Below are 22632 nucleotides of genomic sequence, written 5' to 3' on the forward strand. Positions count from 1 at the left end.
AGGGGCTGTCATGTCAGATCCGCGCCACAACCTCCGCGACATCTTCCCGCCCACCGGCCCCGAGCGGAGCTGCAAGACCTGGCTCGCCGAGGCGGCGCTGCGGATGCTGATGAACAATCTCCACCCCAACGTGGCCGAGAACCCGCACGAGCTGGTGGTCTATGGCGGCATCGGGCGGGCGGCGCGCACCTGGGACGACTTCGACCGCATCTGCGACGCGCTGCGGGACCTGGAGGCCGACGAGACGCTGCTGGTGCAGTCCGGGCGGCCGGTGGCGATCGTGCGGACGCATCCGGACGCGCCGCGGGTGCTGATCGCGAACTCGAACCTCGTGCCGAAATGGGCGACTTGGGAGCACTTCAACGAGCTCGATCGCAAGGGGCTCATGATGTACGGCCAGATGACGGCCGGATCCTGGATCTACATCGGCACGCAGGGGATCGTGCAGGGCACCTACGAGACCTTCGCCGAGGCGGGCCGACAGCACTACGGCGGGAACCTCACGGGACGCTGGCTCCTGACCGGGGGCTTGGGCGGCATGGGGGGGGCGCAGCCGCTCGCCGCCGTGATGGCGGGGGCCTGCTGCCTCGCGGTCGAGGTGGACGAGACGCGCATCGATTTCCGCCTGCGCACCCGTTACCTCGACGCCAAGGCCCGCACGCTGGACGAGGCCCTGGCGCTCATCGGCGACTGGACGGCCAAGGGCGAGGCGAAGTCCGTAGGCCTCCTCGGCAACGCCGCCGAGGTCTTTCCCGAGATCGCCCGCCGCATGGCCGCGGGGGAACCGATGCCCAACGGCCGGCCCGACATCGTGACCGACCAGACCTCGGCCCACGACCCGCTGCACGGCTACTGCCCGGCGGGCTGGAGCGTGGGCGACTGGCGAACGCGGCAGGAGACGGACCCCCCGACGGTCGAGGCCGCCGCGCGCGCCTCGATGCGCCGGCACGTCGAGGCGATGCTGGCTTTCTGGCGGGCGGGCGTGCCCACGCTCGACTACGGCAACAACATCCGGCAGGTGGCCAGGGACGAAGGGCTGGAGGACGCCTTCGCCTTTCCGGGCTTCGTGCCGGCCTACATCCGCCCGCTCTTCTGCCGGGGCATCGGGCCCTTCCGCTGGGTGGCGCTGTCGGGCGACCCGGAGGACATCCGTCGGACGGACGCCGCGATGAAGCGGCTCTTCCCGGACAACGCCCGGCTTCACCGCTGGCTCGACATGGCGGGCGAGCGGATCGCCTTCCAGGGCCTGCCCGCCCGCATCTGCTGGATCGGCTTGGGCGAGCGGCACCGGGCGGGCCTCATGTTCAACGAGATGGTAGCCTCGGGCGAGCTGAAGGCCCCCATCGTCATCGGCCGCGACCACCTCGACTCGGGGAGCGTGGCCAGCCCCAACCGCGAAACCGAGGGGATGCGCGACGGCTCGGACGCGGTGTCGGACTGGCCGCTCCTGAATGCGCTGCTCAACACCGCCTCGGGGGCGACCTGGGTGTCGCTGCACCATGGGGGCGGCGTCGGGATGGGCTACAGCCAGCACGCGGGCATGGTGATCGTCGCCGATGGCACCCCCGAGGCCGCGCGCCGGCTGGAGCGGGTGCTCTGGAACGATCCAGCCTCGGGCGTCTGGCGTCACGCCGACGCGGGCTACGAGGATGCCCGGGCCTGCTCCCGCACGCATGGCCTGCGCCTGCCCGGCATCCTGGGCCCCTGAGTGCGTCACCCTTCGGCGGAGCCAGGCGAGAAGCGGGCCAGGAGCTGGTGGCGGCTGCCGGGATAGATCTGCCGCGCCAGCGTCACCCAAGTCCCGGCGATCTCGGTCCGGCGCAGGATCTCAAGGCAGGCCTCGTCGCTACGCAGGCCCAGAAGCCGCGCCTCGGCTCCATGGACGCTGACGGCCCGAATGCGATGCTCGGCCGCCGTCCACGGGATCTCCTTGAGGAGCCACCGCCCCGGCCCTTCTCGCGAGAAATCCTGGTCGAGCGCCCCAGGGGCGGCGAGCGGGTTGATGATGCGGCTTTCCAGGCAGAAGGGCTCGGACGCGCCCAGGTGGACGCCCCGCACGAAGAGGACCTGCCACCCGACCACGGGGTCGATCCGCGCGTCGTCGCATTCAAGCGGGGTGGCCGGCCGCAGCTCGCGCCGGTCGAGCGCGAAGGCGTAGTGGAGGCCCAGCGCACGCACCTCGGCCTCGATGTCGTGGATCTCCATCACGGCCGCCTGGGCACGCGGCGCAGCGACGAAGGTGCCGAGCTTGCGCCGACGCACAAGAAGCCCCTCGCGCGCGAGCTGGCCCAGCACTTTGTTCATCGTCATGCGAGACACGCCGTAGCGGTCGGCGAGCTCGGTCTCGAAGGGCAGGCGGAAGCCGGGCGGCCATTCGCGCGACAGGATCCGACCCTTCAGTTCGGACAGGATGCGTTCGTGATGGGTGGCGCGCGGGCTCTTGCCGGACGGCGTCTCCGGTCTGCCCTGAACCAAGTTGTCTTCCCCGGTCATGCATCCCTGCCGACGACCCGATAATGGCGCGATTCTAGGTCTATACCTGTGCCCGGGATAGCCCCTTTGACGTGCGTGCCGCGACACGCCGTGGCCAGCGACGTTCTGACCCAGAGGCAAGGGCGGAACCTGGGGCGCCCAGGCCGGTTGAATGGCCTTCGAAGCCGCGATGCCCCGCAGGGGCCAAGGACAAGAACGCCATGATCATGACGTCCGACACCTTCCTGGAAGCCGAACGCCTTCGCGCCCTGCGCCGGACGGGCCTGCTGACCTCGCCCGCCCCGGCCGAGTTCCAGGCGGTCTGCGAGCGCGCCCGGGCACGCTTCGGGACCGCCATGGCGCTGATCACGCTGGTGGCCGAGGATCGGGTCGTGGTCGCAGCGCGGGCGGGCACGGACCTGCGGGAGGCGCCCCGGCTCGGACAGTTCTGCGACCGCACGATCCGGGGCGACCGGGCCTTCGTGGTGCCCGACGCCCTGCTCGATCCCGACTTCGCCGGCCATTCCCTGGTGAAGGCTGCCCCCTTCCTGCGCTTCTACGCCGGCGCGCCCCTGACCTACGTGCGGCAGGCCCGGCTCGGGGCGCTCTGCCTTCTCGATGGACATCCTCGCGACCTCGGGCCGGAGGAGCGGGCCGAGCTGGAGCGGATGGCCGACGAAGCCATGGGGGCGCTGGCCGAGCGCGAATTTGACCGGCTCTCAAGCGAGGCCCTCCACTAGACGGTGTCATCCCCCGGGCCCGAAGTCGTCCCGGGAGGCCCGGAACAACGGCCCCTTTCGCAGGTTGGACGGCGCGTGTCCTCCGGAGGTCTGATGACGACCCTGTCCCGCCTTGACGATCCAGCCCTTCGCGACAGCTCGGCCTTCCCTACGAACTGGGGTGCGTTCGTGCTCGGGGACGGGAGCACCCGGTTCCGGCTCTGGGCACCCGCCGCCGACTCGCTGCATCTGCGCAGCGGCGGACGCGACCGCCGGATGGAGCCTGAGGGCGAGGGATGGTTCGAGCTCGTGACATCCGAGATCGGTCCCGGGGCGGAGTACCTCTTCGTGCTGCCCGACGGAACGGCGGTGCCCGACCCGGCCGCGCGGGCGCAGGCAGGGGACGTGCACGGGCCCTCGCTCGTCGTGGACCCCCGCACCTATCGCTGGCGCACGCCCTGGGCGGGCCGGCCCTGGGAGGAAGCAGTCCTCTACGAGCTGCACATCGGCACCTTCACCCCCCAGGGCACACTCGCGGCCGCGGCCGGCCGGCTCCGGGATCTGGCCGAGGTCGGGATCACCGCGATCGAGATCATGCCGGTGGGCCAGTTTCCGGGGTCCCGCGGCTGGGGCTATGACGGAGTCCTGCCCTACGCGCCCCACAACGCCTATGGCTCGCCCGACGACCTGCGCGCGCTGGTGGACGAGGCGCATGCACAAGGGCTGATGGTGCTTCTTGACGTGGTCTACAATCACTTCGGCCCCGAGGGGAACTACCTGGGCCTCTACGCCCCGGACTTCTTCGACAGCGCCCGCCACACCCCTTGGGGCGCCGCCATCGCCTACGGCCGCGACCCGGTGCGGCGCTTCTTCGTCGAGAACGCCCTCTGTTGGCTGACCGAGTTCCGGCTGGACGGTCTGCGGCTCGACGCCATCGACCATGTGCGCGACGGGTCCGACCCCGAGATCCTCGTGGAACTGGCCCGGCGCGTCCGGGCCGAGATCACCGACCGCCCCATCCACCTGACGACCGAGGACAACCGCAACGTCACTTACCTTCACGAGCGGGAGCCCGGGGGGGCGGTGCCCCTCTATACCGCGGAATGGAACGACGATTTCCACAACGCCGCCCATGTCGTCGCCACGGGCGAGAGCGAAGGCTACTACGGCGACTTCGCGCGCGACCACTGGCAGCTTCTCGCGCGCGCCCTGGCCGAGGGCTTCGCCTATCAGGGCGAGGTTGCTCCCCAGACCGGCGAGCCGCGCGGGCGTCCGAGCGGGCATCTTCAGCCCGACGCCTTCGTGGATTTCCTCCAGAACCACGACCAGGTCGGCAACCGCGCCTATGGCGAGAGGCTCGCGGCGCTAACGGGCGCTCCGATGCTGCGGGCGCTGCGGGCGATCCTGCTGCTGTCGCCGCACGTGCCCCTGCTGTTCATGGGAGAGGAGCATGGCGAGACGCGGCCCTTCTGCTTCTTCACCGATTACCGTGGGGATCTCGCGGACGCTGTGCGCGAAGGGCGACGGCGGGAGTTCGCGGGTTTCGCGGCTTTTGCCGGAACCGGGGACGAAGGGCTGGCCCATATCCCCGATCCCAACGCCGAAAGCACCTTCCTGGCCTCGAAGCTCGATTGGAGCCGCCGCGCAGGCCCTGAAGGTCAGGCGGAGCTGGCCGAGGTGCGGGCGCTGCTCGGGCTTCGGCGCCAGCGGATCGTGCCGCATCTCGCGGGGGTGGAACCGGGCTGCGGAACGGTGCTGTCCCACGAGGACGGGGCGCTGGCGGTGGACTGGCGGCTGAACGGAGCGCTCCTGAAGCTGCGGGCCAATCTGGGAGCGATTCCCCGCGCGCTGCTCCCGGCCCGAGGCGAGCGGATCTTCATGATCGGCGATGACGCGCGGGCCGAGGCCATGCCTCCCTTCGTGGCGGTCTACCTCGAAACGCCCTGAGCCGGGCGCGCCCGGACTGGCGGTCGCGGCCCACCCGCATTGACCCCCACGCCCGGCGCGCGTAGCTCAGGGCCTGCCTCGCAACGGACGGACGGGACCTCCATGGCCAACTATCTTTATCAGGGCGACCTGCCGGACGGCCTGGATCTCGGGCCCGTGGTGGCCATCGACTGCGAGACCATGGGGCTGGTGACCGGGCGCGACCGGCTCTGCCTCGTGCAGATGTCGGGGGGCGACGGCCACTGCCACCTTGTACAAATCGCCAAGGGCCAGACCGAGGCGCCGAACCTTTGCCGGATGCTGGCCGACCCGGACGTGCTCAAGCTCTTCCACTTCGGGCGCTTCGACATCGCGGCGCTCGACCACGCCTTCGGGGTGCTGGCGCAGCCGGTCTACTGCACCAAGATCGCGGCCAAGCTGGTACGGACCTTCACCGACCGGCACGGGCTCAAGGCGCTGCTGCAGGACCTGCTGAACGTCGACATCTCCAAGCAGCAGCAGCAGTCGGACTGGGGCGCGGAGGAGCTGACGCCCGCGCAGCTCGACTACGCGGCCTCGGATGTCCTGTACCTTCACCGGCTCCGCGGCGCGCTCGACCAGCTTCTCGCGCGGGAGGACCGCACCGAGATGGCACAGGCCTGCTTCGACTTCCTGCCGATGCGGGCGCGGCTCGACGTCGCCGGCTGGCCCGAGGTGGACATCTTTGCCCACTGACCTTCCTCGCGCCCAGGCCACCGCCGCCCGCGTGATCCGGGAGGAAGCGCAGGCGCTCCTCGCCTTGGCCGAGACGCTGGACGGTGGCTTCGCCCGCGCCGTGGAGACGATCCTGGCGGCCCGTGGCCGGGTGATCGTCTCGGGCATGGGCAAGTCGGGGCACGTCGCGCGCAAGATCGCGGCGACCTTTGCCTCGACCGGCACGCCCGCGCATTTCGTCCATCCGGCCGAGGCCTCGCACGGGGACCTCGGGATGATGCTGAAGGGCGACGTGGTGCTTTGCCTTTCGAACTCGGGCGAGACGCCGGAATTGGCCGACCTCGTGGCCCACACGCGCCGTTTCGGCATTCCGCTCATCGGGGTCGCAGGGCGGCCCGAGTCCTCGCTCCTGCGTCGCGCGGACGTGGCCCTGCTGCTGCCCAGCCTCCCGGAGGCCTGCGGGATCGGCGTGGTGCCCACCACCTCGACGACGATGATGCTCGCGCTGGGCGACGCGCTGGCCATCGCGCTGATGGAGGCACGGGCCTTCACGCCCGAGAACTTCCGCGACTTCCATCCCGGCGGACGGCTGGGTGCGCGGCTCACCAAAGTCCGCTCCCTCATGCACACCGGCGAGGCCGTCCCCTTGGTGCCGGAGGATGCGCCCATGTCCGAGGCGCTCCTCGTCATGAGCCAGAAGGGCTTTGGGGTCGCGGGAGTGACCGACGGCGTGGGGCGGCTGTCCGGCATCGTCACCGATGGCGACCTGAGGCGCCACATGGAGGGGCTCCTGACCCGGCGCGCGGGCGAGGTGATGACCCGCAGCCCGCTCACCATTGGTCCCGACCGGCTGGCCGAGGAGGCGGTGGGCCTGATGAACGCCCGGCGCATCACCTGCCTTTTCGTCGTGGACCCCGAGGCGCCGGGGCGCGTCGAAGGCCTGCTCCACATCCACGACTGCCTGCGCGCGGGCCTGGGCTGACGGCCATGGCCGAGCCCGGCCTCCCGCCCCGCATCCCCTTTCGCCGTCGGACCCGCGTCATCGCCTGGGCCAAGGTGCTCCTGCCGCTCGCGGCCCTGGCGCTCCTGTCCACCCTGTTCCTCCTCGCCCGCGAGCCCGGGCAGCCGGGCGAGATTCCCTTCGCCCGCATCGAAGAGATCGCCCGCGACGCCCGCATCGACCAGCCACGGCTCGCGGGGGTGGCGCCCGACGGCACCACGGTGGTGCTGTCGGCGGATCGGCTCATTCCCCTGCAGGGCCGCGCGGACGTCTACGCCCTGGATGCCCCGCGGCTGGAGACCGGGGGCGCCCGGGACGTCGCCACGCTGACGGCGGGGACGGGCGAGGTCAACGGGCCCGCGCAGCGGCTGCGCCTTAGCGGGGGCGTTCATGTCGAGGATGCGACCGGTATCACGGTCGAGACGGCCGAGGCAACCGCGGACCTGGCCACCGGAACAGCCGAAACGGGGCCGGTCACGGCGACGGCGCCCTTCGGCACGATCGAGGCGGGTCGCATGGCTCTGACGCGCGGAAACGGGAACGGCGCACGGTTGGTGTTCAACGAGGGCGTCCGCCTGCTATATCTTCCTTCAGACCCGACTGCCGAGGCCATCGAATGACCCTGCGCGCCGTTCTTCTCGCGCTTCTCTTCGCTCCCGGCGCGGCGCCGGCCCAGAGCGTGGCCCTCGGCGGCCTTGCCACGGACCCTTCAGCCCCTGTCGAGGTCACCTCCGAGACGCTGACCGTGGATCAGGCCACGGGCGCGGCGGTCTTCACGGGCAACGTGGTGATCGGCCAGGGCGACCTGCGCCTGAGCGCCGCCGAGGTCGAGGTGCGCTACGACGAGGCGACGCAGGCCATCGCCCGTCTCCTGGCCTCGGGCGGCGTGACGCTCGCCACACCCACCGAGGCCGCCGAGGCGCGGGAGGCCGACTATGACTTGACCGCGCGGACGCTGACGCTCACGGGCGACGTGCTGCTCACCCAGGGTCAAAGCGCGATCTCCGCCGACCGGATGGTGGTGGACCTCGCCGCCGGGACCGCGCAGGTCGAGGGCAACGTCCGCACCCTCCTGAACCGCGAGGCCGCGCCATGAGCCCGGCGCCCGAGCCCCCCGCCCTCAGGGGCCTGTCGGTCCGGGGCCTGCGCAAGAGCTACCGCCGCCGGCCGGTGATCCGCGACGTGAGCCTGGACCTCGGCCCCGGCGAGGTGGTGGCGCTCCTGGGGCCCAACGGCTCGGGGAAGACCACCTGCTTCTACTCGATCGCCGGGCTCGTGACGCCCGAGGGCGGGCAGGTGCTGCTCGACGGGCAGGACGTGACGGGCCTGCCGATGTACCGGCGCGCCCGGCTGGGCCTGGGCTACCTGCCGCAGGAGATGTCGATCTTCCGCGGCCTGTCGGTCGAGGACAACATCCTGGCCATCCTGGAGCTGTCCGAGCCCCGCTCGGCCCGGCGCGGGCGGCTGGAGGAGCTGCTGTCCGAGTTCGGCATCGCCCACCTGCGCCGCGCGCCCGCGCTCGCGCTGTCGGGGGGCGAGCGGCGGCGGGTCGAGATCGCGCGATGCCTTGCGGCGCGGCCGTCCTATGTCCTTCTGGACGAACCCTTCGCCGGCGTGGACCCCATCGCGGTGGGCGAGATCCGCACGCTGGTCGAGGGGCTCAAGAACCGCGGGATCGGGGTGCTCATCACCGACCACAACGTGCGCGAGACGCTGGGCCTCGTGGACCGGGCCTACATCCTGCACGACGGGCGCGTGCTCATGTCCGGCACCGCCGCCGAGGTGGTGCGCGACGAGGCGGTGCGCCGCGTCTACCTGGGCCAGAGCTTCGGCGAGCCCGTGCGCAGCGCGGGCCTGGGCGTTGTGGGAGGGCGACGCGGCCCATGACCTTGACGCCGGAGCGCAGAGAGGCGAAGGGCCGCGGCAACGGGCCCGAAGCAAGGGCCGGAGAAGCGGGGCGACCCGTCCGCCGGCCCCCGAACGGCAATCATCGACCGGCCGCCCCCCGGGGTCGCCGGCGCAACGCGAGGAGATGACATGCGCATCCGAGTGAGCGGCAAGGACATCGACATCGGCGAGGCTCTCCAGACTCATGTCAATCAGGAGTTGACGGAGTCCACGTCCAAGTACGCGGGCCGGCCCACGGACGCGACGGTGACCTTCTCGCGCGATGGCCACAGCCACCACTGCGAGATCTTCGTGCATCTGTCGACCGGCCTCACCGCGCAGGCCAACGGCGCGGCGACCGAGATCTATGCCGCCTTCGAACAGGCGCGCGAGCGGATGGCCAAGCAGCTCCGCCGCCACAAGCGCCGGCTCAAGGACCACCACAAGGAGCGCCCGAACCCCGTGGACACCGTGCCCGCCGGGTCCTTCGTGCTGGCGCCCTTCGACGAGGACGACAGCCACGACGACGAGGAGCACGTCAACGGCGAGGCGGGCCCCACCATCATCGCCGAGACCGAGCTGCGGGTCCCCTCGCTCTCGGTGGGCGAGGCCGTGATGCAGATGGAGCTGGCGCATGCCCCCGTGCTGGTGTTCCGCAACGAGAAGGGCGGCGCCATCAACGTCGTCTACCGGCGCGAGGACGGCAACATCGGCTGGATCGACCCCCGGATCGAATCCGGCGGCGCGCCGCAATCCCAAGGCTGACGGCGGACCTACATGCAACTTGCGGACATCCTGCGGCCCGACGGCGTCAAGGTCATCTCCTCGTCGCCCAGCAAGCGTCGCCTGTTCCAGGACCTGGCCGAGATGGCCGGGTCCTGCTGGCGGCTCGACCCGGCCAAGGTGAACGAGGCTCTTCTCGAACGCGAGGCGCTGGGGCCCACGGGCGTGGGGCACGGGGTGGCCCTGCCCCATGCGCGGCTCCAGGGCCTTGACCGGGTGCGGGGCCTGTTCCTGCGGCTCGACAAGGCGCTCGACTTCGACGCGGTGGACCGGCAGCCGGTGGACCTCATCTTCGCCCTGCTCGCCCCGGCGAGCGCGGGCGTCGAGCACCTGAGGGCGCTGGCGCTGGTGTCGCGGACCCTGCGCGACCCGGCGATCTGCGCCAAGCTGCGCGCCAACGACGATCCCGCGACGCTGCACACCATCCTGACCGAGGGCGGCCCCCGCAACCTCGCCGCCTGAGGCGGACGGACGCCCCGCCCCGGGGACGCCCGGCCCTGGCCGCCCACGCGCGCCGTCCGTGACCGCATTGGGCCGCGGGCGTCCGAGGGGGCGGTCGCGGCGGTGCTCGGGCGGGAGGGCGGCGTCGAGCGCGGCGCGGCGGGCCCAGCCGGGCAGGAAGGGCGCCTCGGGCTCCATGCGGTAGCTGTTCCAGTCGAGGGACAGGAGGTCGTGCGTGAAGCGCGACAGCTCGTGGCGGGCGCCGTTCGCGAGCGCCTCGTCGGTGGCGGGCGAGGCGGCGAGCGCGAGCGCGGCGAGGAAGGCGCGGGCGGCGAGCGCGCGCGCCTCGGGCCGGCCCTGGGCCAGGGGGGCGAGGCGCGCGTGCAGCGCCAGGAGCGGCTGGCGGCGGGCAAAGGACAGGCGCGAGGGGTCGCGCAGGAGGGCGTCGGGGTCCATGGGGGCATCCGGGCAGCGGTGACTTGCCCTCAGGATGCGCGCCAGAGGTTAACGAGGTCTGACAGCACCGAACGGTCCTCCCCCGCTTCGCGCAACACCCGCGCGACATGCGAACGCCGCGCCCGGAGACCGGGACGCGGCGCGATGACCAGGGGCCGTCCGTCCTTACTGCGCGGCTTCGCGCATCGAGACGATCTGCTGGATGTAGTTGGAGAACTCGTCGCGCAGCTCCTCGCGGGCGAGGCCGAAGGCGACGGTGGCCTGGAGGAAACCCGCCTTGGAGCCGCAGTCGAAGCGCTCGCCCCGGAAGCGGTAGCCGTAGACGGGGCGGCCTTCGGTCAGCTCCATGGCGATGGCGTCGGTGAGCTGAAGCTCGCCGCCGGCCGAGGGGGTGATCTTGTCGAGGTTGTCGAGCACCTGCGGGGACAGGATGTAGCGGCCGATGACGGCAAGGTTCGAGGGCGCGGTGCCGGCCTTGGGCTTTTCCACCATGCCCTTGACGGCGACCATGGCGCCCATGTCCTCGCGGATGTCGAGCACGCCGTAGGAGGAGGCGCGCGCCATCGGCACCTCCATCGCGGCGACCATCGAGCCGCCGGTCTCGGCATGGGCCTCGACCATCTGCTGGAGGCAGGGCTTTTCCGCCGCGATCACGTCGTCGGGCAGGATGACCGCGAAGGGCTCGTCCCCGATCAGGCGCTTGGCGCAGTTCACCGCGTGGCCCAGGCCCAGCGCCTTGTGCTGGCGGATGTAGGCGATGGAGCCCGACTCCATGTTCGACGACCGCAGGGCGTCGAGGAGGTCGTGCTTGCCGTCGGCCTCGAGCTTGGCCTCAAGCTCGTTCGCGCAGTCGAAGTAGTCCTCGAGCGCCGACTTGCCCTTGGCGGTCACGAAGATGAAGTCCGTGATGCCGGCGGCGCGCGCCTCGTCGATGGCGTACTGGATCAGCGGGCGGTCGACGAGGGTCAGGACCTCCTTCGGCACGGATTTCGTCGCTGGAAGGAACCGCGTCCCGAGACCGGCGACCGGAAAGACCGCCTTGGTGACCTTGCGCTGCATCATGACCCCTATGCTCGACCATTGTTGCATCACCGACCTAACACGCAAACGCAATCAGGCAAATACGCCGCGATGCGGCAAGTCACTTTTTGCCATGTTTTCGCCATCTTTACGGCTCGTCAGGCTAACCCCATCGTTGCCATCATAGCTTCTATCCTGCTGATATCCGATGGATTGTTCAGCTCCCAGAACTCCCGCCCGCGAGCCTCCACCTCGACGCAGAGGAGCGGCTGGCCCTGCTCCAGGAATCGGAGCTGCTCTAGCCCCTCCAGCGTCTCCAGGGGGCCGGGCGGCCAGGCGCCGTAGCCGCGCAGCGCATCGGGCCGGTAGGCGTAGACGCCCACGTGGTGGAAGACGGGCGTGGCTTCGTGGGCCCCGAAGTCGCGGCCCGTGAAGGGGATGACCTCCTTGGAGAAGTAGAGCGCCCGGTGGCCGGCGCCGAAGACGGCGGTGGTGCCGCCCACGCGGCCCTGCCGGCGGTCGTCGAGGAGCGCAGCGAGCTGCGCGCCGGTGGTGCGCAGCACGGGGGTGGCCACGGCCATGTCGGGGCGGGCGCGGAGCGCGTCCACCAGCGCCTCGACGAACCAGGGGGGCGTGAGGGGCGCGTCGCCCTGGAGGTTCACGACGATGTCGTGGTCGCCGCCCAGGAGGTCCAGCGCCTCGGCGCAGCGCTCGGTCCCGTTGAGGTGGCGGTCGGAGGTCATCACGACCTCGGCCCCGAAGGAGAGCGCGTGCGCCCGGATGCGCTCGTCGTCGGTGGCGATGACGGTGCGGGCGATGCCCCGGACCTGCCGCGCGGCCTCCCAGGTGCGGCGCAGGAGGCTCTTCGACTCGCCCGTAGCCCCTTTCAGCAGGGCCAGCGGCTTGCCCGGATAGCGCGTGGAGGCGTGGCGGGCGGGGATGACAAGAAGGGGGCTCATCCGGCGGGGATCAGGTCGACGCCCGGCGCATGGGCGATGAAGAAGGGGTTCTCGTAGCCGGGCTTGCCGTAGAGGAGCGGCGCGTGGCTGTCGAAGCGGACGACGCGCCCCCCCGCGCCCAGGAGGACGGCCTGCCCCGCGGCGGTGTCCCATTCCATCGTGCGCCCGAGCCGGGGGTAGAGGTCGGCCTCGCCGGTGGCGACGAGGCAGAACTTGAGCGAGGAGCCCGCGCTCTTGAAGTCGGCGACCTGATAGCCCGCGATGTAGGCGTCGGTGGCGGCGTCGCGGTGGCTTTTCGAGGCCACGACGCGCAGCGCGGCGTTGTCGGGCCGGGCCACACGGATGGGGACGGAGAAGCCCACGCGGCTGGGGTCGTGGGTGCCGTCCTCCTCGACCGTCTGGCCGAGCGCGTTGGTGTAGAAGAGCCGCTCCTTGGCGGGGGCGTAGACGACGCCGCGCGTGGGCACGCCGCCCTGCACGAAGGCGATGTTCACCGTGAAGTCGCCGCGCCGCTGCACGAACTCCTTGGTGCCGTCGAGCGGGTCGACGATCAGGAAGTCGCCATGGAGCGCGCCGTGGGTGGCGGCCTGCTCCTCGGTCACGAGGGGGACGTCCGGGAAGGCGGCGCGCAGGCCGTCCGAGATGATGCGGTCGGCGGCGAGGTCGGCCTTGGTCACGGGCGAGTCGTCGGCCTTAGTCTCGACCCCGAGGTCGGGGGCCCGGTAGATCTCCATGATCGCCTCGCCCGCCTCGATGGCGAGGCGGCGCATGGTCTCGGACAGGCGGTCGAAGTCCATCAGGTGTCTCCCTTCGGGGTGGCCCGCGCCGTTATGCGAGGGCGCGGGGGGATCGGCAAGGCGGACCCTTGCCCGGCGCGGGGCGGCGTGGTGCAACGGGGACGCCCGCAGCCCCGGAGGACCGCCCGATGCCCCCGCCCGCCCGCCCGCTCGCCCTGGCGCTCGCGCTCCTGCTCGGGGGCGCGGCCGGGGCGCAGGACCTGCCCGCGCGCTTCTCGGTCACGGGGGTCGCGGCGGGCGACGCGCTGAACGTCCGCGAGCGGCCCGACGCGGCGGCGCGGGTGCTGGGCACGCTGCCGCCGGGCAGCACCGGGGTCGAGGTGCTGGAGACCACGCCCGACGGGCGCTGGGGGCTCATGCCGCTGCGCGAGGGGTCGGGCTGGGTCGCCATGCAATTCCTTGCGCCCGAAGCGCCCGCGTCCACGCCGCTGCCGCGCCCGCTGTTCTGCCGGGGGACCGAGCCTTTCTGGGCGCTGGAGGTGACGTCGGAGGGCGCGGCCTTTTCGACGCCCGAGCGGGGCGAGGTGCCGCTGCGCCAGCACGGCGAGGTGGCGGGCTTCACGGGCGGCGTCGCGGCCTTCGACGCGGGCGGCGAGACGCTGGACCTGACGGTGGTGCGAAAGGCCTGCTCGGACGGGATGAGCGATCGGTCCTATGGGCTGGCCGCCATGGTCTGGAACCGGGGCGAGCTGTTCCTAGAGGGGTGCTGCGCCCTGTCGGCGCGCTAGGGCAGGACAGGGCGCAGGCGTAGTTGGGCCAAGTTGAGGGACCGGCGCGGCCTCAGGCCTTGAGATTCGAGAACATCAGGACCTTGCGGTCGAGGTCGAAGGTCGTGTGCTTGCTGCGCTCCAGGAGCCGCAGCATCGGCTCCATGTCGTCGGAGTCCACGTCGAGGATGTATTCCTCCACGCCGTTGTCGAGGATGAGCTGGACGGTGAACTTGCCCTCCTCGCCGCGCTCCTGCTCGACCCAGGAGGCCTGGTACTGGGTGACCTCGCGGATGTTGTAGCGGCGCTGGAGGGACTGGCTCTGCTGGTCGTTCTGGTCCATCGGAGTGGCTCCCGTGAGTTGCGAAGGGCCGTCGGCCGCTGCCTCACGGCGCCAGCGCCCCGCGCGTTCCGGGCCGCGCGGGGCGGTCGGCGGGTTTCCCCGTCAGGTCACGACCCGCAGGGTGAGGTTGATCCGCCCGCCGCCCGGCACGAGGTCCGAGGAGCCCGCCCGCACCCGGTCGATCCCGTGGTGGACGAGCCGGGCGGGCCCGCCGATCACCGCCACGTCGCCCGAGCGGAGCCAGAGCGACGCCGTGGGACCGCCGCGCTCGATGCCGCCCACGCGGAACAGCGCCTCGTCGCCGAGCGAGATCGAGACCACGGGCTGCGACAGGTCCGCCTCGTCGCGGTCCTGGTGAAGGCCCATGCGCGCCCCTTCGCGGTAGAGGTTCACGAGGCAGCATTCGGGGGGCCGGGCGCCGGGGACCACGGCGTCCCAGACCGCCAGGACCGATGGGGGGATCGGCGGCCAAGGGAGGCCCGAGGGATGACGCTCCTCGTAGCGGTAGCCGCGCCGGTCCGAGACCCAGCCGAAGCGGCCCGCGCTGGTCATGGCGACGGACATGGCCTTGCCCCAGCGGGTGACCGGATGGAAGGGCTGTGCCTCGGCCTGCACGCGCAGGATGTCCGCCAGCATCGCCTCCTGCGCCGGTCGGTCCAGGTGGCCGGGGCGGACGAGGACGCCGTTGAGGTCGAGAGTCTGGTCCATGGTCGCGCCTCCTGCGGTGCCGCGGCGAAACGGTGGGCCGCAAATCGTGGCAGAGTTGCAGCGCCGCCCCGTTGCACCCCCAAATCCCCCCTCTTATATACCGTCCGTCCGCGGCGGGACGCCCGCCGCATACCCCATCAACCATCGGGGGTGCCTCCCGCAGGGCCCCCACGCGTCAGACCGCCTGAAAGGGATTTGAACAATGGCCAAAGTGATCGGGATCGACCTCGGCACGACCAACTCGTGCGTGGCGATCATGGACGGCTCGCAGCCCCGCGTCATCGAGAACGCCGAAGGCGCGCGCACCACGCCGTCCATCGTCGCCTTCACCGACAGCGAACGGCTCGTCGGCCAGCCTGCCAAGCGGCAGGCCGTGACGAACAGCGAGAACACAATCTTCGCCGTGAAGCGCCTGATCGGCCGCCGCACCACCGACGCGGAAGTCGAGAAGGACAAGAAGCTCGTCCCCTACAAGATCGTGGACGGCGGCAACGGCGACGCCTGGGTCGAATCGCGCGGCCAGAAGTACTCGCCCTCGCAGATCTCGGCCTTCACGCTGCAGAAGATGAAGGAAACCGCCGAGTCCTACTTGGGCGAGCCGGTGACGCAGGCCGTCATCACGGTCCCTGCCTACTTCAACGACGCGCAGCGCCAGGCCACCAAGGACGCGGGCAAGATCGCGGGCCTCGAAGTCCTGCGCATCATCAACGAGCCGACCGCCGCCGCGCTGGCCTACGGGCTCGACAAGAAAGACACCAAGACCATCGCGGTCTATGACCTCGGCGGCGGCACCTTCGACGTCACCATCCTGGAGATCGACGACGGCCTGTTCGAGGTGAAATCCACCAACGGGGACACGTTCCTCGGCGGCGAGGACTTCGACATGCGCATCGTGAACTACCTCGCGGACGAGTTCCGCAAGGAGCACGGCGTCGACCTGACCAAGGACAAGATGGCGCTCCAGCGCCTGAAGGAAGCGGCCGAGAAGGCGAAGATCGAGCTGTCGAGCACGTCGCAGACCGAGATCAACCAGCCCTTCATCTCGATGGCGAACGGCCAGCCGCTCCACCTCGTGATGAAGCTGACGCGCGCCAAGCTCGAGTCGCTGGTGGCCGACCTCATCAAGTCGACGCTGAAGCCCTGCCAGGCGGCCCTGAAGGACGCGGGCGTGACGGCGGGCGACATCGACGAGGTCGTGCTGGTGGGCGGCATGACGCGGATGCCCAAGGTCGTCGAGGAAGTGACCAAGTTCTTCGGCAAGGACCCGCACAAGGGCGTGAACCCCGACGAGGTCGTGGCGCTGGGCGCGGCGATCCAGGCGGGCGTGCTGCAGGGCGACGTGAAGGACGTGGTGCTGCTCGACGTGACGCCGCTGTCCCTGGGCATCGAGACGCTGGGCGGCGTGTTCACCCGGCTGATCGACCGCAACACCACGATCCCGACCAAGAAGTCGCAGATCTTCTCCACGGCCGAGGACAACCAGAACGCCGTGACGATCCGCGTCTTCCAGGGCGAGCGCGAGATGGCCGCGGACAACAAGCTCCTGGGCCAGTTCAACCTGGAGCAGATCCCGCCTGCCCCGCGCGGCATGCCGCAGATCGAGGTGACCTTCGACATCGACGCGAACGGCATCGTGTCCGTCTCCGCCAAGGACAAGGGCACCAACCGCGAGCAGAAGATCACCATCCAGGCCTCGGGCGGCCTGTCGGACGCCGAGATCGAGAAGATGGTCCGCGACGCCGAGGCCAACGCCGAGGCCGACAAGAAGCGCCGCGAGCTGATCGAGGCCCGCAACCAGGCCGAGTCGCTGATCCATTCGACCGAGAAGTCGCTCAAGGAGCATGGCTCCAAGGTCGACCCCTCGACGGTCGAGGCGATCGAGCTGGCGGTGGCCGCGCTCAAGGACGAGGTCGAGGGCGACAACGCCGGCAAGATCCGTTCGGGCATCCAGAACGTCACCGAGGCCGCGATGCGGCTTGGCGAGGCGATCTACAAGTCCCAGCAGGCCGAAGGGCCGGACGGGGACGAAGGTCCGGGGTCGCATGGCGGTGATGACGACGTCGTCGACGCCGACTTCGAGGATCTGGGCGAGGACAAGCGGGGCCGCTGAGGGGCAGGCCTCCTGACCCGAGAAGGCCGGCTCCCTCGCGGGCCGGCCGTTTCGTTTGGGGGGCTGGAGGATGAGTGCGATGGCGAAACGCGACTACTATGAAACGCTCGGCGTGGCCCGCGGCGCCTCGGCCGAGGAGATCAAGAAGGCCTATCGGGCCAAGGCCAAGGAGCTGCACCCCGACCGCAACGCCGCCAACCCGGACGCCGAGTCCAGGTTCAAGGAGGTGAACGAGGCCTACGAGGTCCTGAAGGACGAGCAGAAGAAGGCGGCCTATGACCGCTTCGGCCATGCGGCCTTCGACGGCGGCATGGGCGGGGCGCGCGGCGGCGCGGGCGGCTTCCGTCCGAACGGCGACTTCGCCTCGGCCTTCTCGGACGTGTTCGACGACCTGTTCGGCGACATCATGGGCCAGCGGGGCGCGCAGGGGCGCGCGCGGGCGGCGGCGCGGGGCAACGACCTGCGCTACAATCTCCGCATCTCCCTCGAGGAGGCGCATCAGGGCCTGACGAAGACGATCCAGGTGCCCACCGCCGTGGCCTGCGGCACCTGCAAGGGCACCGGCGCCGAGGGCGGCAGCGAGCCGCTGACCTGCCCGACCTGCTCGGGCATGGGGAAGGTGCGGGCGCAGCAGGGCTTCTTCACCGTGGAGCGGACCTGCCCGACCTGCAACGGGCTGGGCCAGACGATCAAGAACCCCTGCAAGACCTGCCACGGCGCGGGCCGGGTCGAGAAGGAGAAGACGCTGTCCGTGAACATCCCGGCCGGGGTGGAGACGGGCACGCGCATTCGCCTGGCCGGCGAGGGCGAGGCGGGGATGCGGGGGGGCCCGACGGGCGACCTCTACATCTTCATCGAGGTGAAGGATCACCCGATCTTCGTGCGCGACGGGGCGGACCTGCATTGCCGGGTGCCCGTGTCGATGGCCACGGCGGCGCTGGGCGGCGACATCGAGGTGCCGACCATCGACGGCGGGCGGGCGCGGGTGAAGATCCCCGAAGGCTCGCAGACGGGCCGCCAGATGCGCCTGCGCAGCAAGGGGATGCCGGTCCTGCGCACCAAGGACGTGGGCGACATGTTCATCGAGCTGTCCGTCGAGACGCCGGTGAACCTGACCGCCCGGCAGAAGGAACTGCTGCGGGAGTTCGACAAGCTCTCGGAGCAGAACAACCCCCAGAGCGCCGGGTTCTTCTCGGCCGTGAAGGGGTTCTGGGACTCGATGAAAGGCTGAAGGCTGGTCCGCGCGCCATCGGCGCGCAGGCGGATCGGTCCGGGGGACCGATCCGAAGCCTGAACGCCCCGAGCGCTTGCGAGGGGCTGGCGGGAGCGGTCCTGACCTTCCTTGACGAGGACAAGGGCGAGGGACCCGCGGGCCCCTCGCGCTCCCCGCGCCGTTTACCATCTGTTAACCGCGTCGCCGTATCGTCCCGGGCATGACCAGCATTCCGGGCCTTGCCGACTCGCAGACACTCTTTCCGCTCGATGGCGACGAGGCGCCCGTGGCGCCGTTGCCCGGTGCGCGGCTGCCGTCCTACATCGCCGACCATCGCGCGCGGCTGCGGCAGCGGTTCCTGGACGGAGGCGCGGCGGCCCTGCCTGACTACGAAATGCTGGAGCTGGTCCTGTTCCGCGCCATCCCCCGGCAGGACGTGAAGCCCCTGGCGCGGCGGCTGCTCGACGCCTTCGGCGATTTCGCCTCGGTGCTCTCGGCCCCCCTGCCCCGCCTCCTGCAGGTCGAGGGCGTGGGGCCGGCGGTGGCGACGGAACTGAAGGTCGTGGAGGCGGCAGCGCATCGCATGGCGCGGGCCAAGGTCCTCCGGCGGCAGGTGGTGTCGTCCTGGGCGCAGCTTCTGGACTATTGCCACACCGTCATGGCGCACCGGGAGCAGGAGCAGTTCCGCGTCCTGTTCCTTGACCGCAAGAACGTGCTGATCGCCGACGAGGAGCAGGCGCGGGGCACGGTGGACCATGTGCCGGTCTATCCGCGCGAGGTGGTCAAGCGGGCGCTGGAGCTGAACGCCTCGGCGCTCATCCTCGTGCACAATCATCCCTCGGGCGACCCGACGCCAAGCCAGGCCGACATCGACATGACGGCGCAGATCGAGGCGGCGGCGCAGGCGCTGGGCCTCGTGCTGCACGACCACCTCATCATCGGGCGGGAGCGGGAGTTGAGCTTCCGGGCCGAGGGGTATCTGTAATCCCGGACACCGCCTACGCTGCGGCGCAGGAAGCCGGATGGAAGACGAAACACCTTCATCGACGGACCGACAGCCCTGCCCGGCGGCGCCATGCAGGCGGCCTGATCCGCTCCATGGGATCAGGCGTGGAGTATAGACGCATGGTCCAGCCCAGACCCACGGGGCATGTGTCGCGAGGCCCCATCAGGGACGCCGCCAGATCATCTCAGTGACTCGGTCACTACTATAACAACGAAGGGATCGCGGCTGTGCTTCGGCCCGTGCTCACGTGTTCGGACGGCGCCGCTCTTCTGCTGTTCGCTGGCGGAGCCTTGGAAGCGGTGGGCTGGGCTGTGGCCCTGATCGCCGGAATCCTCTGGAAATGCCCCGGCCTCCGATCGGCTCTCTCGGCGTCTCGGTAGCCGCACTTCAGGTCAGAGGCGTCAAAACCAAGAGCCGGGATGTTTCACGTGGAACATCCCGGCCCGTGTCGTTTCGGCGCTTCTTGGGGCGGCTCAGAACGCCCCGTGGCAGTGCTTGAACTTCTGGCCCGAGCCGCAGGGGCACGGGTCGTTGCGCGAGGGGTTGCCCCAGGTCGAAGGGTCCGCTGCGTCGAAGCCGGGCTTCGGCTCCGCGGGCGCGGCTTCGGCCTCCGGGGCGGCTCCGGCCCCGGCCAGCGCGGGCGCCATCGTGCGGATGGCATTGACCGGAGCGGTCGGCTGGCCCACCGGGGGCTGCTGGGGCGCGGCGGCGGGCTGCGCGGCGAGAGTCCCCTGCCCCGCCGCCGGCGCGGCGCGGCGCGCGAGGAGGCTTTGCATCATCGCCTGGCTTTCCTCGGCCGTCATCGGGCGCAGGGCCGACAGCTTCTGCGTGACCTCCTCGCGCAAGCTGTCGAGCAGCTTCTCGAAGAGTTGGAAGGACTCGGTCTTGTACTCGTTGAGCGGGTCGCGCTGGGCGTAGCCGCGGAAGCCCACGACCGAGCGCAGGTGCTCGAGCCGCAGGAGGTGGTCGCGCCACTTGCCGTCGATGGTCTGCAGGAGGACCTGCTTCTCGATGGAGCGCATGGTGTCGGGGCCGAAGGCCTGCTCCTTGTCGGCCATGAACGTGTCGGTCGCGGCCTTGATCCGCTCGCGGATCGCGTCCTGGTCCACGCCCTCCTCGGCCGCCCAGGTGGCGATGGGCAGCTCCTGGCCGAGCTTGAGCTTGACCGACTCGTCCAGCGCCTCGGTCTGCCACTGCTCGGGGTAGCTGCGCGGCGGCATGAAGTCGTCCACGAGGTCGTCGATGACCTGATGGCGCATGTCGGCGACGATCTCGTTGACGTCCTTCGCCTCCATGATCTCGCGGCGCTGGGCGAAGATCACCTTGCGCTGGTCGTTCATCACGTCGTCGAACTTGAGGAGTTGCTTGCGGATATCGAAGTTGCGGCCCTCGACCTTGGCCTGCGCACGCTCGAGCGACTTGTTCACCCAGGGATGGACGATGGCCTCGCCCTCCTTCATGCCGAGCGTCGAGAGCACCTTATCGAGCCGCTCGGACCCGAAGATCCGCATGAGATCGTCCTCGAGCGACAGGAAGAAGCTCGACTTGCCCGGGTCGCCCTGACGGCCCGAGCGGCCGCGGAGTTGGTTGTCGATGCGCCGGCTCTCGTGCCGCTCGGTCGCCAGCACGTAGAGGCCGCCGGCCTGCTTCACGCGCTCCTTGTCGGCGGCGTGCCCCGCCTCGATGCGGGCGCGCACCTCGTCGGGGTGCGCCTCGGGGTCCTGGGCCAGCGCCTCGAGCACCTTCATCTCGACGTTGCCGCCGAGCTGGATGTCGGTGCCGCGGCCCGCCATGTTCGTCGCGATGGTCACCGCGCCGGGCTGGCCGGCCTCGGCCACGATCTGCGCCTCGCGGGCGTGCTCGCGGGCGTTGAGGACGTTGTGGGGGATGCCCTCCTTCTTGAGGAGGTTCGAGAGCATCTCGGACTTCTCGATCGAGGTCGTGCCCACGAGGATGGGCTGGCCCTTCTCGTGGGACTCGCGGATCGCCTTGACGATGGCCTCGTACTTTTCGCGCGCGGTGCGGTAGACGGCGTCGTGCTCGTCCTTGCGGGCGACGGGGCGGTTCGTGGGGATCTCCACCACGCCCAGGCCGTAGATCTCGCGGAACTCGTCGGCCTCGGTCAGGCCTGTCCCGGTCATGCCGGCAAGCTTGGCGTAGAGGCGGAAGTAGTTCTGGAAGGTCACGGAGGCGAGCGTGACGTTCTCGGGCTCGATCTTCGCGCCTTCCTTGGCCTCGATGGCCTGGTGCAGGCCGTCCGAGAGGCGGCGGCCCACCATCATGCGACCCGTGAACTCGTCGATCAGCACCACCTTGCCGTCACGGACGATGTAGTCCTTGTCGCGCTGGAACAGCTTGTGCGCCCGCAGCGCCTGGTTGACGTGGTGGACCAGCGTCGTGGATTCGGGGTCGTAGAGCGACTGCGTCTCGGGCAGCAGCCCCGCCGCACGCAGATGCTCTTCCAGCGCGTCGTTGCCCTCGTCGGTGAAGGTGACGTTGCGTGTCTTCTCGTCGACCGTGTAGCCCGCCTCGGGCAGGAGCGGGATCAGCTTGTCCACACGGATGTAAAGCTCCGAGCGGTCCTGCGAGGGGCCCGAGATGATGAGCGGCGTGCGCGCCTCGTCGATGAGGATGGAGTCCACCTCGTCCACGATGGCGTAGTTGTGGCCGCGCTGGGCCATCTGCGCGAGGTCCGACTTCATGTTGTCGCGCAGGTAGTCGAAGCCCAGCTCGTTGTTGGTCGCGTAGGTGATGTCGGCCTGATAGGCCGCGCGCTTCTCGTCCTCGGGCTGCTGGGGCACGACCACGCCGGTGGTGAGGCCCAGCGCCCCGTAGACCTTGCCCATCCATTCGGCGTCGCGTCGGGCGAGGTAGTCGTTCACCGTGACGACGTGCACCCCCTTGCCCGCCAGAGCGTTCAGCGTCGCCGGGAAGGTGGCGACGAGCGTCTTGCCCTCGCCCGTCTTCATCTCGGCGATGTTGCCCTGGTGCAGGAAGATGCCGCCCACGAGCTGCACGTCGAAGGCCCGCAGGCCCAGGGCGCGCACGCCCGCCTCGCGCACCAGCGCGAAGCATTCGGGCAGGAGCCGGTCGAGGTTCTCGCCGCCCTTGGCCCGTTCGCGCAACGCGGCGGTGGCGTCCTTGAGGCCCTGGTCGGTCAGCGCCTTGACCTTCGCCTCCTGCGCGTTGATGGCCTCCACCAAGGGGCGCACCGATTTCACCCGGCGGTCGTTGGGGGTGCCGAAGATGCTCCGCGCGAGCGTACCCAAGCCCATGACAGTCCTTCCCGTCCTCTCGCTAACCCGAGCCCGGACCGGACTCCCGCCGAATTGTGAGGAGATTCCTTGTGGCCCGCGCGCGCCCGGCCTAAT

At 70.5% G+C, this 22632-nt stretch carries 21 protein-coding genes; 14 read left to right on the forward strand and 7 right to left on the reverse strand.

The window, feature by feature from the left end; genetic code table 11:
* Positions 1–10 precede the first annotated feature (10 nt).
* On the forward strand, positions 11–1708 hold the full coding sequence (hutU, locus tag FHG71_RS03400; RefSeq protein WP_139080206.1) for a urocanate hydratase: 1698 nt from the start codon (positions 11–13) through the stop codon (positions 1706–1708).
* A gap of 5 nt (positions 1709–1713) precedes the next feature.
* Here hutU and FHG71_RS03405 read toward each other — a convergent pair whose 3' ends face one another.
* Positions 1714–2493 (reverse strand): histidine utilization transcriptional repressor HutC, encoded by a 780-nt coding sequence (locus tag FHG71_RS03405; protein ID WP_139080207.1) that lies wholly within the window; start codon positions 2491–2493, stop codon positions 1714–1716.
* Positions 2494–2693: 200 nt separating this feature from the next.
* Here FHG71_RS03405 and FHG71_RS03410 point away from each other — a divergent pair, with 200 nt between their 5' ends.
* The 9 genes from FHG71_RS03410 (at position 2694) to FHG71_RS03450 (ending at position 9963) form a co-directional block, all read left to right on the forward strand.
* Positions 2694–3212, forward strand: coding sequence for a GAF domain-containing protein (locus FHG71_RS03410; protein WP_139080208.1), 519 nt, complete (start codon positions 2694–2696; stop codon positions 3210–3212).
* Positions 3213–3305: 93 nt separating this feature from the next.
* Positions 3306–5138: a malto-oligosyltrehalose trehalohydrolase gene (gene treZ, locus FHG71_RS03415; RefSeq protein ID WP_139080209.1), complete on the forward strand. Its 1833-nt coding sequence runs from the start codon at positions 3306–3308 to the stop codon at positions 5136–5138.
* Between the two features lie 102 nt (positions 5139–5240).
* Positions 5241–5852, forward strand: coding sequence for a ribonuclease D (locus FHG71_RS23925; RefSeq protein ID WP_139080210.1), 612 nt, complete (start codon positions 5241–5243; stop codon positions 5850–5852).
* Positions 5842–6813 carry a KpsF/GutQ family sugar-phosphate isomerase gene (locus FHG71_RS03425; RefSeq protein ID WP_139080211.1) on the forward strand — a complete coding sequence of 324 codons (972 nt, stop codon included), beginning with the start codon at positions 5842–5844 and terminating at the stop codon, positions 6811–6813. Before FHG71_RS23925 ends, FHG71_RS03425 begins: the two co-directional genes overlap by 11 nt.
* A 5-nt stretch (positions 6814–6818) precedes the next feature.
* Positions 6819–7451, forward strand: a complete 633-nt coding sequence (gene lptC / locus FHG71_RS03430; RefSeq protein WP_139080212.1) for an LPS export ABC transporter periplasmic protein LptC — start codon at positions 6819–6821, stop codon at positions 7449–7451.
* A complete protein-coding gene (gene lptA, locus FHG71_RS03435) occupies positions 7448–7927 on the forward strand; it encodes a lipopolysaccharide transport periplasmic protein LptA (RefSeq protein ID WP_139080213.1) in 480 nt (159 codons plus the stop codon). The genes lptC and lptA overlap by 4 nt, the downstream gene beginning before the upstream one ends.
* Positions 7924–8718 carry an LPS export ABC transporter ATP-binding protein gene (lptB, locus tag FHG71_RS03440; protein ID WP_139080214.1) on the forward strand — a complete coding sequence of 265 codons (795 nt, stop codon included), beginning with the start codon at positions 7924–7926 and terminating at the stop codon, positions 8716–8718. The genes lptA and lptB overlap by 4 nt, the downstream gene beginning before the upstream one ends.
* A gap of 150 nt (positions 8719–8868) precedes the next feature.
* Positions 8869–9483 carry a ribosome hibernation-promoting factor, HPF/YfiA family gene (gene hpf, locus FHG71_RS03445; protein WP_139080215.1) on the forward strand — a complete coding sequence of 205 codons (615 nt, stop codon included), beginning with the start codon at positions 8869–8871 and terminating at the stop codon, positions 9481–9483.
* Positions 9484–9495: 12 nt separating this feature from the next.
* Positions 9496–9963 (forward strand): PTS sugar transporter subunit IIA, encoded by a 468-nt coding sequence (locus FHG71_RS03450; protein WP_139080216.1) that lies wholly within the window; start codon positions 9496–9498, stop codon positions 9961–9963.
* A 600-nt stretch (positions 9964–10563) separates the two neighbouring features.
* Here FHG71_RS03450 and FHG71_RS03455 read toward each other — a convergent pair.
* From FHG71_RS03455 to cysQ, 3 genes are all read right to left on the reverse strand, one after another.
* Positions 10564–11457 (reverse strand): UTP--glucose-1-phosphate uridylyltransferase, encoded by an 894-nt coding sequence (locus FHG71_RS03455; RefSeq protein ID WP_139080342.1) that lies wholly within the window; start codon positions 11455–11457, stop codon positions 10564–10566.
* A gap of 119 nt (positions 11458–11576) precedes the next feature.
* Entirely contained in the window at positions 11577–12377 is an 801-nt protein-coding gene (locus FHG71_RS03460) for a 3-deoxy-manno-octulosonate cytidylyltransferase (RefSeq protein ID WP_139080217.1), read from the reverse strand.
* Positions 12374–13174 (reverse strand): 3'(2'),5'-bisphosphate nucleotidase CysQ, encoded by an 801-nt coding sequence (gene cysQ, locus FHG71_RS03465; RefSeq protein WP_139080218.1) that lies wholly within the window; start codon positions 13172–13174, stop codon positions 12374–12376. The genes FHG71_RS03460 and cysQ overlap by 4 nt, the downstream gene beginning before the upstream one ends.
* Before the next feature lie 128 nt (positions 13175–13302).
* Here cysQ and FHG71_RS03470 point away from each other — a divergent pair, with 128 nt between their 5' ends.
* Positions 13303–13902 (forward strand): COG3650 family protein, encoded by a 600-nt coding sequence (locus FHG71_RS03470; protein WP_139080219.1) that lies wholly within the window; start codon positions 13303–13305, stop codon positions 13900–13902.
* 52 nt (positions 13903–13954) lie between these two features.
* Here the strand turns inward: FHG71_RS03470 and FHG71_RS03475 are convergent, their stop codons facing one another.
* Positions 13955–14224 carry a hypothetical protein gene (locus tag FHG71_RS03475; protein WP_139080220.1) on the reverse strand — a complete coding sequence of 90 codons (270 nt, stop codon included), beginning with the start codon at positions 14222–14224 and terminating at the stop codon, positions 13955–13957.
* Between the two features lie 102 nt (positions 14225–14326).
* Positions 14327–14932 carry an alpha-ketoglutarate-dependent dioxygenase AlkB family protein gene (locus tag FHG71_RS03480; protein WP_139080221.1) on the reverse strand — a complete coding sequence of 202 codons (606 nt, stop codon included), beginning with the start codon at positions 14930–14932 and terminating at the stop codon, positions 14327–14329.
* A gap of 202 nt (positions 14933–15134) precedes the next feature.
* Here FHG71_RS03480 and dnaK point away from each other — a divergent pair, with 202 nt between their 5' ends.
* From dnaK to radC, 3 genes are all read left to right on the forward strand, one after another.
* Positions 15135–17042 carry a molecular chaperone DnaK gene (gene dnaK / locus FHG71_RS03485; RefSeq protein WP_139080222.1) on the forward strand — a complete coding sequence of 636 codons (1908 nt, stop codon included), beginning with the start codon at positions 15135–15137 and terminating at the stop codon, positions 17040–17042.
* A 79-nt stretch (positions 17043–17121) separates the two neighbouring features.
* Positions 17122–18273, forward strand: a complete 1152-nt coding sequence (gene dnaJ, locus FHG71_RS03490; RefSeq protein ID WP_139080223.1) for a molecular chaperone DnaJ — start codon at positions 17122–17124, stop codon at positions 18271–18273.
* A 202-nt stretch (positions 18274–18475) separates the two neighbouring features.
* Positions 18476–19240, forward strand: a complete 765-nt coding sequence (gene radC, locus FHG71_RS03495; protein ID WP_139080224.1) for a RadC family protein — start codon at positions 18476–18478, stop codon at positions 19238–19240.
* A gap of 494 nt (positions 19241–19734) precedes the next feature.
* On the opposite strand, the gene secA is transcribed toward radC, so the two are convergent.
* The gene (secA, locus tag FHG71_RS03500) at positions 19735–22536 is read right to left on the reverse strand and encodes a preprotein translocase subunit SecA (RefSeq protein ID WP_139080225.1); all 2802 of its coding nucleotides are present in this window, start codon (positions 22534–22536) and stop codon (positions 19735–19737) included.
* Between the last annotated feature and the right edge of the window lie 96 nt (positions 22537–22632).

The sequence above is a fragment of the Rubellimicrobium roseum genome, assembly GCF_006152145.1.
GTDB classification, from domain to species: domain Bacteria; phylum Pseudomonadota; class Alphaproteobacteria; order Rhodobacterales; family Rhodobacteraceae; genus Rubellimicrobium; species Rubellimicrobium roseum.